The sequence below is a fragment of the Pseudomonas sp. BIGb0558 genome, assembly GCF_024807515.1.
GTDB classification, from domain to species: Bacteria; Pseudomonadota; Gammaproteobacteria; order Pseudomonadales; family Pseudomonadaceae; genus Aquipseudomonas; species Aquipseudomonas yamanorum_A.
In genome coordinates this window covers 1-15,232 of the sequence record NZ_JANUEW010000012.1, presented here as the reverse complement: position 1 = coordinate 15,232, position 15,232 = coordinate 1, and the positions used below count along the sequence as shown (strand labels likewise).

13 protein-coding genes are annotated in these 15,232 nt (G+C 62.4%); 11 read left to right on the top strand and 2 right to left on the bottom strand.

Annotated elements, in window-relative coordinates:
• Nucleotides 1-12: 12 nt before the first annotated feature.
• Nucleotides 13-612: an NADPH-dependent F420 reductase gene (locus M2400_RS16140; RefSeq protein ID WP_177121299.1), complete on the top strand. Its 600-nt coding sequence runs from the start codon at nt 13-15 to the stop codon at nt 610-612.
• 78 nt (nt 613-690) lie between these two features.
• Here the strand turns inward: M2400_RS16140 and M2400_RS16135 are convergent, their stop codons facing one another.
• Nucleotides 691-1,143, bottom strand: coding sequence for a helix-turn-helix domain-containing protein (locus M2400_RS16135; protein ID WP_177043901.1), 453 nt, complete (start codon nt 1,141-1,143; stop codon nt 691-693).
• 141 nt (nt 1,144-1,284) lie between these two features.
• Here M2400_RS16135 and M2400_RS16130 point away from each other — a divergent pair, with 141 nt between their 5' ends.
• Both M2400_RS16130 and M2400_RS16125 read left to right on the top strand, forming a co-directional pair.
• The gene (locus tag M2400_RS16130) at nt 1,285-2,226 is read left to right on the top strand and encodes an SDR family oxidoreductase (RefSeq protein WP_259197336.1); all 942 of its coding nucleotides are present in this window, start codon (nt 1,285-1,287) and stop codon (nt 2,224-2,226) included.
• Nucleotides 2,227-2,278: 52 nt separating this feature from the next.
• Complete coding sequence (locus M2400_RS16125) at nt 2,279-2,899, top strand: NADPH-dependent F420 reductase (protein ID WP_259197337.1); 621 nt, start codon at nt 2,279-2,281, stop codon at nt 2,897-2,899.
• A gap of 73 nt (nt 2,900-2,972) precedes the next feature.
• Here the strand turns inward: M2400_RS16125 and M2400_RS16120 are convergent, their stop codons facing one another.
• Complete coding sequence (locus M2400_RS16120; protein ID WP_177115334.1) at nt 2,973-5,123, bottom strand: TonB-dependent receptor; 2,151 nt, start codon at nt 5,121-5,123, stop codon at nt 2,973-2,975.
• A gap of 423 nt (nt 5,124-5,546) precedes the next feature.
• Between M2400_RS16120 and M2400_RS16115 the strand changes: the two genes are divergently transcribed.
• From M2400_RS16115 to M2400_RS16080, 8 genes are read left to right on the top strand one after another with little or no spacing between them, the layout of a single operon-like run.
• Complete coding sequence (locus M2400_RS16115) at nt 5,547-7,250, top strand: ABC transporter substrate-binding protein (RefSeq protein WP_259197338.1); 1,704 nt, start codon at nt 5,547-5,549, stop codon at nt 7,248-7,250.
• Nucleotides 7,247-8,179, top strand: coding sequence for an ABC transporter permease (locus M2400_RS16110; protein ID WP_259197339.1), 933 nt, complete (start codon nt 7,247-7,249; stop codon nt 8,177-8,179). The genes M2400_RS16115 and M2400_RS16110 overlap by 4 nt, the downstream gene beginning before the upstream one ends.
• A gap of 23 nt (nt 8,180-8,202) precedes the next feature.
• Complete coding sequence (locus M2400_RS16105; protein WP_177043895.1) at nt 8,203-9,456, top strand: acyl-CoA dehydrogenase family protein; 1,254 nt, start codon at nt 8,203-8,205, stop codon at nt 9,454-9,456.
• A 32-nt stretch (nt 9,457-9,488) separates the two neighbouring features.
• Complete coding sequence (locus M2400_RS16100) at nt 9,489-10,541, top strand: NADP(H)-dependent aldo-keto reductase (protein WP_259197340.1); 1,053 nt, start codon at nt 9,489-9,491, stop codon at nt 10,539-10,541.
• 15 nt (nt 10,542-10,556) lie between these two features.
• The gene (locus M2400_RS16095; protein ID WP_177078958.1) at nt 10,557-11,420 is read left to right on the top strand and encodes an ABC transporter permease; all 864 of its coding nucleotides are present in this window, start codon (nt 10,557-10,559) and stop codon (nt 11,418-11,420) included.
• On the top strand, nt 11,417-13,075 hold the full coding sequence (locus tag M2400_RS16090) for an ABC transporter ATP-binding protein (protein ID WP_259197341.1): 1,659 nt from the start codon (nt 11,417-11,419) through the stop codon (nt 13,073-13,075). Before M2400_RS16095 ends, M2400_RS16090 begins: the two co-directional genes overlap by 4 nt.
• Before the next feature lie 36 nt (nt 13,076-13,111).
• Nucleotides 13,112-14,512 carry an LLM class flavin-dependent oxidoreductase gene (locus tag M2400_RS16085; protein WP_177043891.1) on the top strand — a complete coding sequence of 467 codons (1,401 nt, stop codon included), beginning with the start codon at nt 13,112-13,114 and terminating at the stop codon, nt 14,510-14,512.
• Nucleotides 14,509-15,060 (top strand): GNAT family N-acetyltransferase, encoded by a 552-nt coding sequence (locus M2400_RS16080; RefSeq protein WP_259197342.1) that lies wholly within the window; start codon nt 14,509-14,511, stop codon nt 15,058-15,060. The genes M2400_RS16085 and M2400_RS16080 overlap by 4 nt, the downstream gene beginning before the upstream one ends.
• Nucleotides 15,061-15,232 lie beyond the last annotated feature (172 nt).

The following is a 15,232-nucleotide window of genomic DNA, read 5'->3' as shown; positions in this document are numbered from 1 at the left end:
AAGGAGATTTTTATGAGTTACGCCATTATCGGCTTCGGCAAACTCGGCCAGGCGCTTGCCAAGGCATTTGCCCGCAAAGGCATCGAAGTATCCGTTGCAACCACGCGCGATCCGAAAAGTTTTGCAGCCGAAGCGGCCGCGATCGGCCCCGGGGTTATTCCAAACACACTGGCGCAAGCCCTCGAGGCGGATACCGTCTTTTTGGCCGTTCGTTTTGAGTCTCACCCGGATGTCGCAAAGACACTGCCGACCTGGAAGGGCAAGACCGTCATCGATGTGACCAATGCCTACGGTGTGCCGCCTGAGGAACTGGGAGGTCAGCCTTCCTCCAGGGTCGTCGCGCAGGCCTTCACGGGTGCGAGACTGGTCAAGGGGTTCAACCATTTGGCCGCTGCCGTTCTAGACCAGGACCCGGCCGTACAGGGTGGCAGGAGAGTCGTGTTCCTGGCGAGCGACGATGACGGCGCCGCAGCGGAGATTGGTGTGCTCGCGGAAAATCTCGGTTTTTCGCCGATCAAACTTGGCGGGCTTTCGGAAGGCGGGCTGCTTGTGCAGGCGCGCGGAAACAGCTGGGGTCAGCTGATCTTCAAGGACTTGGTCAAGTTCGATTGAGGGATCAGTGATCGCACATTTTGATGCGAGATGACCTCAGGTCCTCGCCGATAGACAGGGCGGCATCAGCCGCCTTGTTCATCCTCCGCTCTCAGGAAAGATGCACCCGCCATTGCGGACCAGCGCCTTCACTTCCTCGCTCACCTGCATCGGGTCTTGACTTAATCGAGCAAAAAACTCCTCGCTGCGCCGCACGTACGACTTCGAATCATGCTTCGCGCTCCAGAGCACGATGTTGATCACAATGGGAATGAGGTCCAGGCCCTTCTCGGTCAACGTGTAAAAGTCCTTGCGCCTGTCGTCGGGGCTGGGGGCCTTGGAGAGAACCCCTTGCTCCTCCAGAAAGGCCAATCGGGAAGCCAGCACATTGGTCGCGATTCCCTCTTCCGATTTCAGGAAATCGCCATACGTTTTCTTTCCCACAAAAACGATGTCGCGAATGATCAAGAGCGACCACCGGTCGCCAAAAATCTCCACGCCGTAGTTCACCGCGCAATGGGACCGAAAGTCTTCTTTGAGAGTTTTTTTCATGGCCGCATCTTAGCATCACTTGCGTGGCGCAAGTAAGATTCGCCAGATCACTTGCTTTTTACAAGTGATGCGACCAGCATGGTTCCTACGTTGAGTCCCCAACACCTTTCGCGCACCCCATCACTCACGAGGAACACGCACATGCATGTTTTTGTTACCGGCGGCACCGGCCATTCCGGTCCATACGTCATCTCCGATCTTATCGCTGCCGGCCATGAGGTCACGGCCCTCGCTCGGTCCGACACGGCCGCGGCGCAGGCTGCTGCGCTCGGCGCCAAGGTGCGTCGCGGCAATCTCGAGGATCTCGACGGGCTGAAGGAAGCGGCCGCAGCCTCGGACGGCGTCATTCACCTCGCGCATCGGCAGGATCTGATTCCAACCGGCGGGATCAACGCCGTTGCAGCCGCCGAGCTTGAGATCATGCTCGCCTATGGCGAGGCATTGGCCGGGAGCGCAAAGCCGTTGGTCGTGTCTGGTAGCGTCGGCTCGCCCGGGTGGGAGGGCCTGGGCCGGCCGGCCACCGAGGAGGATCCGCCCCTTCCTGGCGGCGATCCGTACAAGAACACCCTGCGGGTTCGCAACATCGTGGAAACCACGGTGATCGGTCTCGCCGAAAAGGGCATACGGTCTTCTATCGTGCGGATCCCGGAGATCATGCACAGCTCCACCGATAACGCCGGCTTCCTTGCGTTGTTGATCGGGCTGGCCAAGGAAAAGGGCGTCGTCGGCTATCCCGGAGACGGTGCCAACCGTTGGGGTGCCGTGCATGTCCGCGACCTCGCCACCGTATTTCGCCTGGCGCTGGAAAAAGGCGCAGCGGGCAGAAACTGGCATGCAATCGCCGAGGTCGCTATCCCATACCGTCAGATCGCCGAAGCCATTGCCAGCCGCTTGAATCTGCCGGCCGTGCCAATCCCCGCGGACGTGCTGATGCTGCCCGGATACTTCGGGTTCCTTGCGAATCTGGTCACGCTGGACACCCCGACATCGAATGCCATCACGCGCCGGCTGCTTGGCTGGGAACCGACCCAGCCCGGACTCTTCGCCGACCTGGATAACGGTCATTACTTCCCGGCCGGCTGATGGGATGAGGGCACATGCTGGAAAACTACCCGATTTCAAACGGAGACTGCACATGAGCACTATCAGCATCATCGGTTCGGGAGGCATGGCCACAGCGGTCGGCGGCCGCATCGCCAAGGCCGGATACACCGTCGAGGTGGTCAGCCGCGATCCCGCCAAGGCCCAGGCGCTTGCCGACAAGCTCGCATCCGGAGCGATCACCGGGACTTACGGCGCCACTCCGGCGGGCGACATCGTCATTCTCGCCGTACCGTACACCCATGCGCTCGCGGTACTGGCCGACTTCGGGAAAGCGCTCGACGGTAAGGTGATCATCGACATCACCAACCCGGTCGCTCCCGATCTCTCGGGTCTCGTTACTTCCCAGGGCAGCTCCGGCGCGCAGGAGATCGCCAAGGTCGCCCCGGCCACCGCGCATGTCGTCAAGGCGTTCAATACGCTCTTCGGCCACGTACTTGCCAAGGGTGAACGCCTCGATGCGTTCATCGCGGCGGACGATGCGGACACCAAGGCGCGCTTCTCGACCTTCCTCGAGAGTCTCGGGCTGCGTCCGTTGGATGTCGGCGGCCTGCAGATGGCCCAGTCGCTCGAGTGGCTCGGCCTGATGATGATCGGCCTGGCCAAAAACGGCGCCGGCACCTGGGACATCGCCATGAATGTCGATATCGGCTGAGTCCTTTTCGGTGATGGGCTCGGCGGCTGGGGCTACGACTAACCCCAGCCGCCGATGCTTGATCATTTCCGACCTAGTACCTCATTTCCACCGCCACATAAGCCCCAATCCCATCCCCCGGATACAACGACGCCGTATCCTGCCCCTTCGCGTCATACAGCGGCTGCACTGCCGTCACGTACTTCTGGTTGGTCAGGTTCTTCAAATCCAGCGACACCTTCCAGTCCTTGCTCGGCGTCTCATACCCCACGTTCGCCCCGAAGATGGTGTAGGAGGGCGCATAGAAACTGTTCGCATAATCCACCGCCGTACGCGACGCCGATTGCACATTCACCCCGGTATAGAAGCCCGCCGGGTGCTGATACTGCAGCTCGCCCTGGTAGATATGCTTCGGAATCCCCGGCAACTGGTTGTCGCCGAAGGTCGGGTCGTGCCGGTAGTAGAAGTCGTTGTAGGTGTACACCTGGCGCAGGGTGACCTTTTCACCCGAGGTGTTCTCCCACAGGCGCGTATTCAAGCCGGCCTCGATGCCTTGGTGGATCGTCGGTGTGGCGTTGAAGGCACCGGTGATCGCCGCGGCAGTGGAGGTGGCCGGGATGATCTGCACGTTGAGCAATTCATCTTTCACCCACGAACGGTAGAGCGCCAGGCTGCCGTCGAAGATGCCCGACGAACCCTTGATGCCGATTTCCACGGTGTTGGCTTTTTGCTCCACCAGCGGCCGTACGTACGGCGTGGTCGGCCCGGAGCCGGAGTATTCCCACGACGCCGGTGGATCGACCGAGCGGCTGACGTTGGCAAACACTTGCAGTTGCGGGGTGAACTCATAACGCACGCCCAGTCGCGGTGCCAGGCTCCAGTTGTCGTAGGTCACGTCGCTCGGGTAAGTGGTGGTGTTGGCCACCAGCGCTTCCTTGACGTCGGCATGGCGGCGTACGTTGATCGCTGACACGCCGCTGGTCAGCCACAGGCCGTCCACCAGTTCCAGGTCGTTGCCCACGGAGAACACGTGATCGAACGAGGAGCTGTAGTCGACGAACTTGCGCGTCTGTTTGTTGGCGAAGGTGGAGTCGACCTGGCCCTTGAGGTGTTCGGTGGAGGTGAAGGCCAGGCTGGAGCGGCTTTCGTGGCCGAACAGGGTGTCGCGGCGGTCGTAGTTGATCACCGCGCTCAGGTCATGCCAGTCCCAGTAGCTGGGGTTGCTCGGGCTGTTCGGGCTGTTGTTGTGGGCGTACTGGTAGTAGACGAAACCCACCGACAGGGTGGCGTCGTCGTCGAAGGTGTAGGTGGTCTTGCTGCCGGCCCATACGCTACCGGGGCGACGGCTGCCGGCGCCGCTGCTTTCGGCGGTGTCACTGGCGCGGTCGGAGCGGTGTTTGACCGCATCCAGGGTGGTGGCGCTCGGGTCGTTGTGGAACTCGTCGCGGTAGCGCAGCATCACTCGGGTTTCGAGTTGCGGGCTGAAGCGGTAGCCAAAGTTGGCCACCACGCCCTGGCTTTTCGACAGGCTGTAGTCGCGGTAACCGTCGCTGCGGTAGTTGTCGGCATTCAGATAGTAATCGAACGCACCTTCTACGCCGCCGACGCTCAGGCTTTGTTTGTTGTAGCCGTAGCTTCCGGTTTCCGCCCGCACTCGCAGGCCGGGCGCGGTGTAGCCGGTCTGGTTGACGAAGTTGATGGCGCCGCCAAGGCTCAGCGCGCCGTACTGGAAGGCGTTGGCACCGCGCAGGATCTCGGTGTAGTTCACCCCCGAGCCGTTGAGGAATTCGTAGGGTGTACCGCCCGGCCCGGTGATCGGCAGGCCGTCGAACAGGAACTTGATGCCCTCACGGAAGTACCCCGGCGAGGTGTTGGCGCCCGATCCGCGGATGGAGATCTTGGCGGCGTCGTTGCCGCCGGTGGACTGCACGAACACGCCCGGCTGATAGGCGAGGGTGTCCTGCAAAGTGGCGGTCCGTCCCTTGGCCACTTGTTCGCTGTCGACCACGCTGGTACCGCCTGGCACTTCGGACAACTGACTTTTTGCCGCCTCAACGGGCGTGATTTTTCGTGCTTCTACCGTCACCGTTTTCAGCCGCGTCCCGGTGGCGGGCGTGACTTCGTCATCGGCTTGTACGCTGGCGGAAAATGCCAGGGCCGAGCCCAGTCCCAACATGGCCAGCCAAGTTGCCTGCCGCACGGCAAGTGTCAACTTTTGCAACTCTCCCCGAAAGATTGGATCCATTAAGCGTGTTCCTTGTGAATAGATAAATGAGCCCCAGCTTTCTATTCGAATAGTCATGCCTGTTTCGCTCTGAGCAGTTTCTGTGCCAACGCTATTTATCAAGGAATACGGTGGTTTAGTGGGGGTGAAGTGTTCTACCGGACACTTTGTTTTGAATCGATGTTTAATTCTCAACAGTCAACTTTTTTAACCGGTTTACTGTAACTGTCGCGAACGCAACAGTTGATAAGCAGTGTGTAAGGCTACCAACAACCCAGTGTGATATTGCGGGTATAACCATATAAGTATTTGGTAGCGAAAAGCCCTGTTTGTAAGGGTTGTGCGCTTGTCTGTTGGTCAAAAAGGCATTTCTTGAAGACTGGCATGCTCACTGCATTACACCGTGTAGTTGCAAACTTTCAGAGTTCCTCAAAGGAAGCGTCATTGACAACCATCCTGAAACTTTCCGCGGTTATTTCACTGTCCCTGGCGATCAATGCCTGTTCGCCGGCTGCGGCACCGAAACATGAAACGTCTGCGGCTGATGGCACGGTCACCAACGGTGTAGTGACTTATTCGGCGACGGACTTTCATGAGTCGTCACCGGGGCGTAGCGGAGGAACTTTGCGAGTCTCAGCCGCCTCCGACGCCGGCAGTTTCGATGTTCATGCACTGTCTAACGGCAACATCCAGTGGATGGGTCGGATTCTCTTCGATTGCCTGGTGTATCAGGACGAGCAGGGCAATATCAGCCCCTGGCTGGCCCGCTCCTGGGACATCTCCGACGACGGCAAGACCTACACCTTTCACCTGCGCGATGACGTGACCTTCAGCGACGGCGAGAAATTCAACGCCCAGGCGCTGCAAACCAACCTGGAGCACATGCGCGATCCGGCAACCAAGTCCCCGTTGGCAGCGGCCTATATCGCGCCGTATCTGGATGGCAAGGTCATCGACGACTACACCTTCGAAGCCCATTTGCGCGAACCCTACACGCCCTTCCTGGATGTGCTGGCGCAGTCCTGGCTGAGCATGATCTCCCCCAGGCAGATCCGCGAGGCGCCGAAGACCATCGCCGAACATCCCATTGGCAGCGGCCCGTTTCTGTTGCAGAGCTACACCCGTGACCAGGGCGCAGTGTTCATCAAGCGCCCCGGCTACAACTGGGCGCCGCCGGTGACCCGTCACAAGGGTGAGGCATACCTGGACCGTATCGAATTGAGCTACGTCCCCGAAGCCATGATTCGTTTCACTGCACTTGAGTCCGGCCAGTCGGATTTCGCCCTCGACGCCCCAGCCCAGAACGCCGCCGCCATCCGCGCCAACCCCAACCTGGTGATGCGCAGTCGGATTCGCAAGGGCAACCCCAGCCGCGGCATCGTGTTCAACGTTGAGCAGGCACCCTTCGACGACGTGCGAGTACGTCGCGCCGTGGCCAAAGCCGTCGACCGCGAAGGTCTGGCGTGGATTTCCGGCTTCGGCGAATACATCGCCAAAGCCGATTTCCTGGCGGCGAATACCCGGTTTTATCAACCCAACAAAGAGGCCCTGGCCTACGACGTCAAGGCGGCCAATACCTTGCTCGACGACGCCGGCTGGACAGGGCGCGACGCCCAGGGCTATCGGACCAAGGCCGGGCAGCGCCTGAAGGCGACCTTGTTGGCCTACAGCAGCCCGGCCTTTCCCGGCAGCGTTTCGGTGGCCATCCAGGCCGACCTGAAAAAAGTCGGCTTTGAGATGACCGTCGAGATGCTGCCGCTGACCCGGGTGATCGAGCGGCGCTATGCCGGGAAGTTCCAGGCGATGGCGGACGGTTACTGGCACACCAACACACCCGACGGCATGTTCGTGCTTTATCACAGCGAGTCCATCAGCACCGATAAAAGGATTGGCCAGAACGTTGGGCGCTTCCGTGATGCGCAGTTGGATCGAGTGCTCAGCGCCGCTCGCCAATCCCGCGATCCGGTTGAGTTGCAGGCGCTCTACGGCGAAGCACAAAAGCGCCTGACTGAAACCGTGCCGTCGGTGCCTTCGGTGGAAGCTCAGGTACTCACTGCCTATGGCCGACAAGTCCAGGGCGTGATTTTCGACACCTCCCACAACGTACCGTTCTTCACCAGCATCTGGCTGGACCGGGGGCAACCATGAGCCTGTTCAAATCCATCGCCTGGCGCCTGCTGGCGGGCATCGGCGTGCTGTGGGGCGCGGCGACGCTGACCTTTCTGGCCGTCAACTTCAGCGGCGGTGACACCGCGCTGGCGATCCTCGGTGGCCCGGATGCGATGCCCACCCCGGAGCTGTTGGCGCGGGTGCGGGCCGAGTACGGCCTGGACCAACCGCTGATCGTGCAATACGGCAATTATCTGCTGCGTCTGGCTCACGGCGACCTGGGCGAGTCCTACCGCCTGCGCATCCCGGTGCAGCAGGCGATTGCCGAGCAGATCGGCGCAACCATTCAATTGTCCCTTAGCGCCGCGCTGCTGGCGGTGGTGTTGGCGCTGGTGTGCGCGATCCTCACTGCCAACCGTTCGCGCTGGGTTCGCTCGGTTGCTTCAGGCAGCGAGCTGGTGCTGTCGTCGGCGCCTTCGTTCGTGATCGGCATGCTGCTGTTGCTGGTGTTTTCGTTTCATTGGCACTGGTTGCCGCCGTCCGGTTCGGTGGGCTGGCGCTCGTTGATCCTGCCCTCCGGTGCGCTGGCCTTGCCGGTGGCGGCGGTGCTGACCCAACTGCTGCGCCAGTCCCTGGAAGACACCCTCGAACAACCCTTTATCGCCATGGCCCGTGCACGCGGCCTGTCCGAAACCGCCGTGCGCCTGCGTCACGCCTTGCGCCACGCGCTGGTGCCATTGGTAACGCTGGCCGGGTTCGTGTTCGCCAGCCTGCTGGGCGGCGCGGTGGTGGTGGAATTGCTGTTTGCACGCCAGGGCATCGGGCGCTTGATGCTCGACGCCACCAGCAACAAAGACGTGCCGATGGTGTTGGGCGTGACCTTGCTCGCCGCCACGGTGTACGTGCTGGTGAACCTGGCTGTCGATTTGATCAACCGCTGGATCGACCCCCGGGCCAATCAAGCGTGAGTGCCTTTGAAGAAGGAAAAACCATGAGTGCTTCGATCCCCGCTGAAGTGAGTTATGCCGACTTGCACCAGCGTTTCGCCGACGTATTTGCACGGATAGCCGACACCGCCGTCGCCCGCGAGCAGCAGCGCGAGCTGGCCCACGATGCGGTGGCATGGCTGCGGGAAGCCGGCTTTGGTGCCCTGCGCGTGCCGCAGGCCCAGGGCGGCCTGGGTGCCAGCCTGCCGCAGTTGTTTCGCCTGTTGATTGAACTGGGGGAGGCCGATTCAAACCTGCCGCAGATCGTGCGTGCGCATTTCGGTTTCGTTGAAGGCCGGCTGTCCAGCCGCGACAGCGAGTCCCAGGATTACTGGTTCGCCAAAGTCGTCGACGGCGAACTGTGGGGCGCCGCCATGGCCGAGCGCACCGACACCACCCGCAACTCGGTGACCCTCAGCGCAGTCGACTCCGGCTGGCAGCTGGACGGTGAGAAGTACTACTGCACCGGCACGCTGTACGCCAACTGGATTGCCGCCGTGGCCCTGGATGGCGAGGACTTTGTCAGCCTTGCGGTGCGTACCGATGCGCCGGGTGTGACTGTCGAGGACGACTGGGACGGCTTCGGCCAGCGCCTCACCGGCAGCGGCACCACCCGCTTCAAGGCGGTCGACGTACCGGCGCAGCACATCGTGCGGCGCTTCAAGAAAGACGAGCTGCGTGCCGAGTCCTACCTGAGCGCGTTCTACCAACTGTTCCACCTGGCGACCCTGGCCGGCATCGCCAACGCGGTGCTGCGCGACGCCACCGAATTCGTCAAAGGCCGCACCCGTGCGTTTGGCGTGCCGGGGCAATCGAGTCCCAAGGATGACCCGCTGGTGCAGCGGGTGATCGGTCGCCTGTCGAGCCTGGCTTACGCGGCCCGCACTCAGGTGCTGGCCGTTGCCGAGGTGCTGCAGCAAGTGCACGACGCGGAGCAGGGCGGCTACGCCAGCGAACAGCATTACACCGAGGCCGAGATCCGCGCCTTTCAAGCCCAGCAGATTGTGCTGGAACAAGTGCTGGAAGCCACCACGCTGCTGTTCGAAGTCGGCGGCGCCTCTGCCACCAGCGAGTCGCGCCGCTTCGACCGCCACTGGCGCAACGCCCGCACCCTGGCCTCCCACAACCCGGCGATCTTTCGCGAACGGGCCCTGGGCAATTACTACCTCAACGACGTCACTCCCAACGCCGCGTGGCGCAGCCTGCAAGCCGCCGACGCCGAGCAGCAGGCCGCCCGCGACGAAGCGAGTGCGGTATGAGCCTCCAACCCTTGAATAAAAAAGGATCACCCATGCGTTACCGTCAACTGGGCAACAGCGATCTCCAAGTCAGCGTGCTGGGCCTGGGCACCATGACCTGGGGCCACCAGAACACCGAAACCGATGCCCATCAGCAGATTGATCTGGCGCTGGCCGAAGGCATCAACTTCATCGACACCGCCGAGATGTACCCCACGCCCACCAAGGCCGAAACCTGGCGCACCACCGAGCGCTATATCGGCAGTTGGCTGGCGGCCAGTGGTCGACGCGACGAGGTGATCCTGGCGAGCAAAATTGCCGGCCCGGCCCGTGACCCCAACAGCCAGCAGCACATCCGCGACGGCCTCAGCCACCACGACCGGCGCAACATCGTCGAAGCCCTGGACGGCAGCCTCAAGCGCCTGAACACCGACTACCTCGACCTCTACCAACTGCACTGGCCCGACCGCACCACCAACATCTTCGGCCAGCGCGAATACCCGTATCAGGCAGACAACCAAAGCGTTGCCATCGAGGAAACCCTGGCGGTGCTGGCCGACCAGGTCAAGGCCGGCAAGGTGCGGCATATCGGCGTCTCCAACGAAACCCCGTGGGGCGTCGCCGAGTTTCTCAAGCAAAGCGAACGCCTTGGCCTGCCGCGGATTGCCAGCGTGCAAAACCCCTACAGCCTGCTTAACCGCCTGTACGAAGGCGGGCTCTCGGAGTTCAGCCACCGCGAAGGCGTCGGCCTGCTGGCGTACTCGCCGCTGGCCTTCGGTGCGCTCACCGGCAAGTACCTCGGTGGCGCACGCCCCGAGGGTTCGCGGCTGTCGGCGGTGTACCGCACCTTCAACCGTTATGACAGCGCCTCGGCCCAGGAAGCCATCACCGGCTACGTGGAAATTGCCCGGCAAAACGGCCTGACACCGGCCCAGTTGGCCCTCGCATTCATCATCGACAAACCCTTCGTCACCAGCGCGCTCACCGGGCAAACCAGCCTGGCGCAATTGCGCGACAACCTCGGCGCGCTGGACGTGAGCCTCAGCGACGAGATCAAGGCGCAGATCCAGGCCATCCACCAGCGCATTCCCAACCCCGCGCCCTAGTACCAGGAGCCTGGCATGACGCAAAGCATTGAAACGTTGATCGGCAATCGTCCGTTGCGTCTTGCCGGTTTTACCCAGCTGCGACCGGGGCTGTTGCTCGCCGGGGTATTTGTCGGGCTGTTGCTGCTGGCCGCTGTTTTTCCACAGTGGCTGGCCCCGTATGACCCGCTGGATGCCTCGGCGCGCCTGGCGTTCCAGGCACCGAGCAACGTGCATTGGCTGGGCACCGATGAGAATGGGCGTGACGTGCTCAGCCGCTTGATTTACGGCGTGCGCTCGTCGCTGTTCATGGGCCTGGCCGCCACTGCGCTGGGCCTGGCCTGGGGCACCTTGCTCGGGCTGATCGCCGGCCTCGGCCCGCGCTGGCTGGACGGCGCCTTGATGCGCGGGATTGACGTGCTGCTGTCGTTTCCCGACCTGTTGTTGGCGCTGGTGATCATCACGTTTTTCGGCCAGGGCACCGCCAACCTGATCCTTGCCGTGGGCATCGCCGGCGTGCCGCGGTATGCGCGGCTGGTGCGGGCGCAAACCCTCACCGTACGCAACGCCGGCTACGTCGAGTCCGCCGTCACCCTCGGCCAATCGCACCTGGCGGTGGTGCTGCGGCACATCCTGCCGAATGCGTTCAAGCCGGTGCTGATCCTCGCCACCATCGGCATCGGCGGTGCGATCACCGCCGGTGCCGCCTTGAGCTTCCTCGGCTTCGGCGCACCGCCGCCCGCGCCTGAGTGGGGCGGCATGCTGGCCATCGGGCGCAGCTTCCTGGCCAATGCGCCGTGGCTGGTGGCCTGGCCCGCCCTGATCATCACGCTGACCGTTGTTTCCATCAGTGCCATCGGCCGCGAACTGTTGCGCCGCAGCGAAGGAAAGCCCCTATGACGATGAATATCCATACCCTCGGCCCACTGGTCGACATCCGCGACTTGACCGTACGTTTCGGTCAGGCCGAACCGGTATTGCACGGTGTCAGCCTGCAGTTGCATCGCGGCGAATGCCTGGCGCTGGTGGGGGAGTCGGGCTCCGGCAAAAGCGTCACCGCCCGCACCCTGGCCGGCCTCACCGGCAAGGACGCCCACGTGCAGGCCGCCAAGCTGGCTTTCCAGGGCATCGACCTGCGCCAGCTCAACGAGCGGGCCTGGCAACAACTGCGCGGCGCGAACATCGGCTTTGTGATGCAGGATGCCCTTGGCGCGCTGGACCCGCTGCGCCGCGTGGGTGCCGAGATCGAGGAACCGTTGCACCTGCACACCGCATTGGGCCTGGAAGCACGCCGCCTGCGGGTGCTGGAGCTGTTGCGGGATGTCGGCGTGCCGGAACCCGAACTGCGCGCCAGCCAATACCCCTGGCAGCTCTCCGGCGGTTTGCGCCAGCGGGCACTGATCGCCTCGGCCATTGCCTGCAACCCGCGGCTGATCATTGCCGATGAACCCACCACCGCACTGGACGCCACGGTGCAGGCTCAGGTCATCGCGCTGCTGGAAAGCCTGCGCGGCGAACACAACGCACTGCTGATGGTCAGCCACGACCTGTCGGTGGTCTCGCGCCTGGCCGACCGCGTGGCCGTGATGCGCCATGGGGTGATCGTGGAGGAGGGCAGCACCGAACAGGTCCTGCAAGACCCGCGTCATCCGTATACGCAACTGCTGCTGCGGGCCGCCAAGGCCGTGCACTTCCAGCCCACCCGCCGACTGCTCACGGCGGTTGAACCCGAGCCTGCGCCCCAGGGCGAAGTACTGCTGGAAGCGCGCGAGCTGTCCAAGACCTTTGTCGGCCCCGACGGCAAAACCCGCACGGTGCTGAACCAGGTGTCGTTGCAGTTGCGTCGTGGGGAGACGCTGGGGGTGGTGGGCGAATCGGGCTGCGGCAAGACCACCTTGACCCGCCTGATACTCGGCCTGGAAACCGCCGACGCTGGCGAGGTGTGGATCAAGGGCCAGCGCTGGTCCGACCTCGACGCCAAGCAAAAACGCGAAGCCCGGCGTGCAGTGCAAGTGGTGTTCCAGGACCCGCTCAGCTCCTTCGACCCGCGCTACACCGTGCAACGTGTGCTATTCGAAGCGCTGGTGGTGGCCGGTGTACCGCGGCATGCCCGGCGCGACCGCGCCCTGGAACTGCTGGACCTGGTGCGCCTCGATGCCAGCGCCTTGTCGCGCCGGCCCATCGAACTCTCCGGCGGCCAGCGTCAACGCATCGCGATTGCCCGGGCCCTGGCTTGCGAGCCACACATCCTGATCTGCGATGAGCCGGTGTCGGCGCTGGACGTGTCGGTACAGGCACAGATTCTGGAGCTGCTCGACGACCTCAAGCGCCGCCTCGGCCTGGCCTGCCTGTTCATCTCCCATGACCTTGGCGTGATCAACCACGTCAGCGAGCGCGTGCTGGTGATGAAGGCCGGCGAAGTGGTGGAGTCCGGCTCGGTACGGGCCGTGTTCGACCGCCCGGCCCACGCCTATACCCGCGCGCTGATCGACGCGATTCCGACCCTTGAAACCGACTACACGCCAGTCCCGTTCTACCTGAACGTAGCGATCTGACGTCCTGGAAAAAGCATCTACGAAGGAGTGCTCCTGGTGCCCAAGCAACTGCACGTGAATTTGTTTGAGATGAACTGCGTCAGTCACATCGTCCATGGTTTGTGGGTGCACCCGGACAACAACCGGCACCGTTTCAACGACCTGGACTACTGGACCGAGCTTGCACAATTGCTGGAATACGGCACCTTTGACGGGGTGTTCCTGGCTGACGTGATCGGCACTTACGACCGCTTTCGCGACGGCCCCGAAACGTCCTTGCGTGAAGGCATGCAGATCCCCAGCAACGATCCGTTGCTGGTGATTCCGGCGATGGCCGGGGTGACCAAAAACCTTGGTTTTGGTGCGACCTTTTCCACCACGTACGAACCGCCGTTCGCCTTTGCGCGGCGCATGAGCACCCTTGATCACCTGACCAAGGGCCGGGTGGGGTGGAACATCGTCACCTCGTACCTGCCGAATGCGGCGCGCAACTTTGGGCACGACACCGAGGTGGTCCACGATCACCGCTACGAGATCGCCGACGAATACCTCGACGTGTTGTACAAACTTTGGGAGGGCTCGTGGGACGACGATGCGGTGATTGTCGACCGCGAGCGGCGGATCTATACCGATCCGGACAAGGTGCGCTACATCAACCACGTGGGTGAGCACTTCAAGGTTGCCGGGCCGCACCTGTGCCAGCCTTCGCGGCAGCGTACGCCGGTGCTGTTCCAGGCCACCGGGTCGCCTGCCGGCATCGAGTTTGCGGGGCGGCATGCTGAAGTGGTGTTCACCGGTGGAAGTGATGCGCCGGAGGTGCGTGCGAATATCCAGGCCATGCGGCAGAAGGCGGTGGAGCATGATCGCGATCCGGCGGGGGTGAAGTTTATCGTCATGGCTGGGGTGATCGTTGGGCGGACCGATGAGGAGGTCAGTGCCAAGCTCGACAGTTATCGCAAGCTGGTGAGTGTCGAGGCGTCGCTGGCTCATGGGCAGTCTGCGATCGATTTGACGGCGTATCCGCGCGATACGTTGATCAGTGATCTGGTGAGTCTGCAGGTCAAGGGGTGGGAGAGTTTGAGTCGGTACAAAGCGGACTCCACCGTTGGGGCGGTATTGGCGCAGCTTGGTGGTTTTAATCGCGAGCGGTTTTTTGTGGCGGGTACGCCGACGGTGGTGGCGGACGCCATTGAGAAATGGCTGGATGAGGATGGGATCGACGGGATTAATCTGCGGCAATATTTGTCGTTTGAGACGGCGCGGGATTTTATCGAATTGGTGGTGCCGGAGTTGCGTCGTCGGGGGCGGTTTCGTGAGCGGTACAACGAGGGGGAGACGCTGCGGGAGCGGTTGTTCGGGGCTGGGCGGGCGCGGTTGCCGCATGATCATTTTGGCGCGCGTTATCGGGATCCGGCGGCGTTGCTTCAGGCGGCGTTGCCGTTGCGGTTTTCGTCGTGAGCGGGGTGCTTCAGGGCGAGCTGTATTTCAGGCCGGCACGGGTGGAAGATGCGCCGCAGTTGGCGCACATTCATTTGCAGACGTGGCAGGCGGCGTATCGGGAGATTCTGTCCGAGCGTTTTCTTGCTGACCTGAACGGTGGCGTGTCCCAGCGCACGGCTTTTCTGGCCCAGGCCCTAGCCGGCGGCACATTGTCGGTGTGGGTGGTGGAGCTGGATGGGGAGTTGGTGGCGTGGGCGTCCTTTGGCAGCAGTCGGGATGTGGATGCGTCGTCGGCCACTGGAGAATTGCGTGCGCTCAATCTGTTGCCCGGGATTTGGGGGCAGGGGATTGGCACGCGGCTTTGGGGGCGGGTTCGGGATCAGTTGGTTGAGGCTGGGTATACCAGTGCGACCGTTTGGGTGGTGCAGGGGAATCGGCGTGCTCTGGGTTTCTATCGGGCGCTTGGGTTTGTGGCTGAGCTGCATACTGAAAAGACTGTGGTGGAACATGATGAGCCGTTGCCGTTGGTGCGTTATCGGGTGCCTTTGGTGATTTCTGGGGGGTGAGGGTTGTGTACATATCCGTTAGTTAGGTAACGGCGGCTTATGGTTTCGCTCTTACAGCGAGTCACTTTGCAAAAGCGTGTACGGACCGGACACATGGTGGACACATGTGCGGGGACATGGTTGACACATTATGGTCCGTAATCTGGCTTATTCACGTCGATAGTCCGCAAAA

What these genes read in the sequence shown, in the direction of transcription:
- M2400_RS16140 (WP_177121299.1), top strand. Translation starts at nt 13, where the DNA reads ATGAGTTACGCCATTATCGGCTTCGGCAAACTCGGCCAGGCGCTTGCC.
- M2400_RS16135 (WP_177043901.1), bottom strand. Translation starts at nt 1,143, where the DNA reads ATGAAAAAAACTCTCAAAGAAGACTTTCGGTCCCATTGCGCGGTGAAC.
- M2400_RS16130 (WP_259197336.1), top strand. Translation starts at nt 1,285, where the DNA reads ATGCATGTTTTTGTTACCGGCGGCACCGGCCATTCCGGTCCATACGTC.
- M2400_RS16125 (WP_259197337.1), top strand. Translation starts at nt 2,279, where the DNA reads ATGAGCACTATCAGCATCATCGGTTCGGGAGGCATGGCCACAGCGGTC.
- M2400_RS16120 (WP_177115334.1), bottom strand. Translation starts at nt 5,123, where the DNA reads ATGGATCCAATCTTTCGGGGAGAGTTGCAAAAGTTGACACTTGCCGTG.
- M2400_RS16110 (WP_259197339.1), top strand. Translation starts at nt 7,247, where the DNA reads ATGAGCCTGTTCAAATCCATCGCCTGGCGCCTGCTGGCGGGCATCGGC.
- M2400_RS16105 (WP_177043895.1), top strand. Translation starts at nt 8,203, where the DNA reads ATGAGTGCTTCGATCCCCGCTGAAGTGAGTTATGCCGACTTGCACCAG.
- M2400_RS16100 (WP_259197340.1), top strand. Translation starts at nt 9,489, where the DNA reads ATGCGTTACCGTCAACTGGGCAACAGCGATCTCCAAGTCAGCGTGCTG.
- M2400_RS16095 (WP_177078958.1), top strand. Translation starts at nt 10,557, where the DNA reads ATGACGCAAAGCATTGAAACGTTGATCGGCAATCGTCCGTTGCGTCTT.
- M2400_RS16090 (WP_259197341.1), top strand. Translation starts at nt 11,417, where the DNA reads ATGACGATGAATATCCATACCCTCGGCCCACTGGTCGACATCCGCGAC.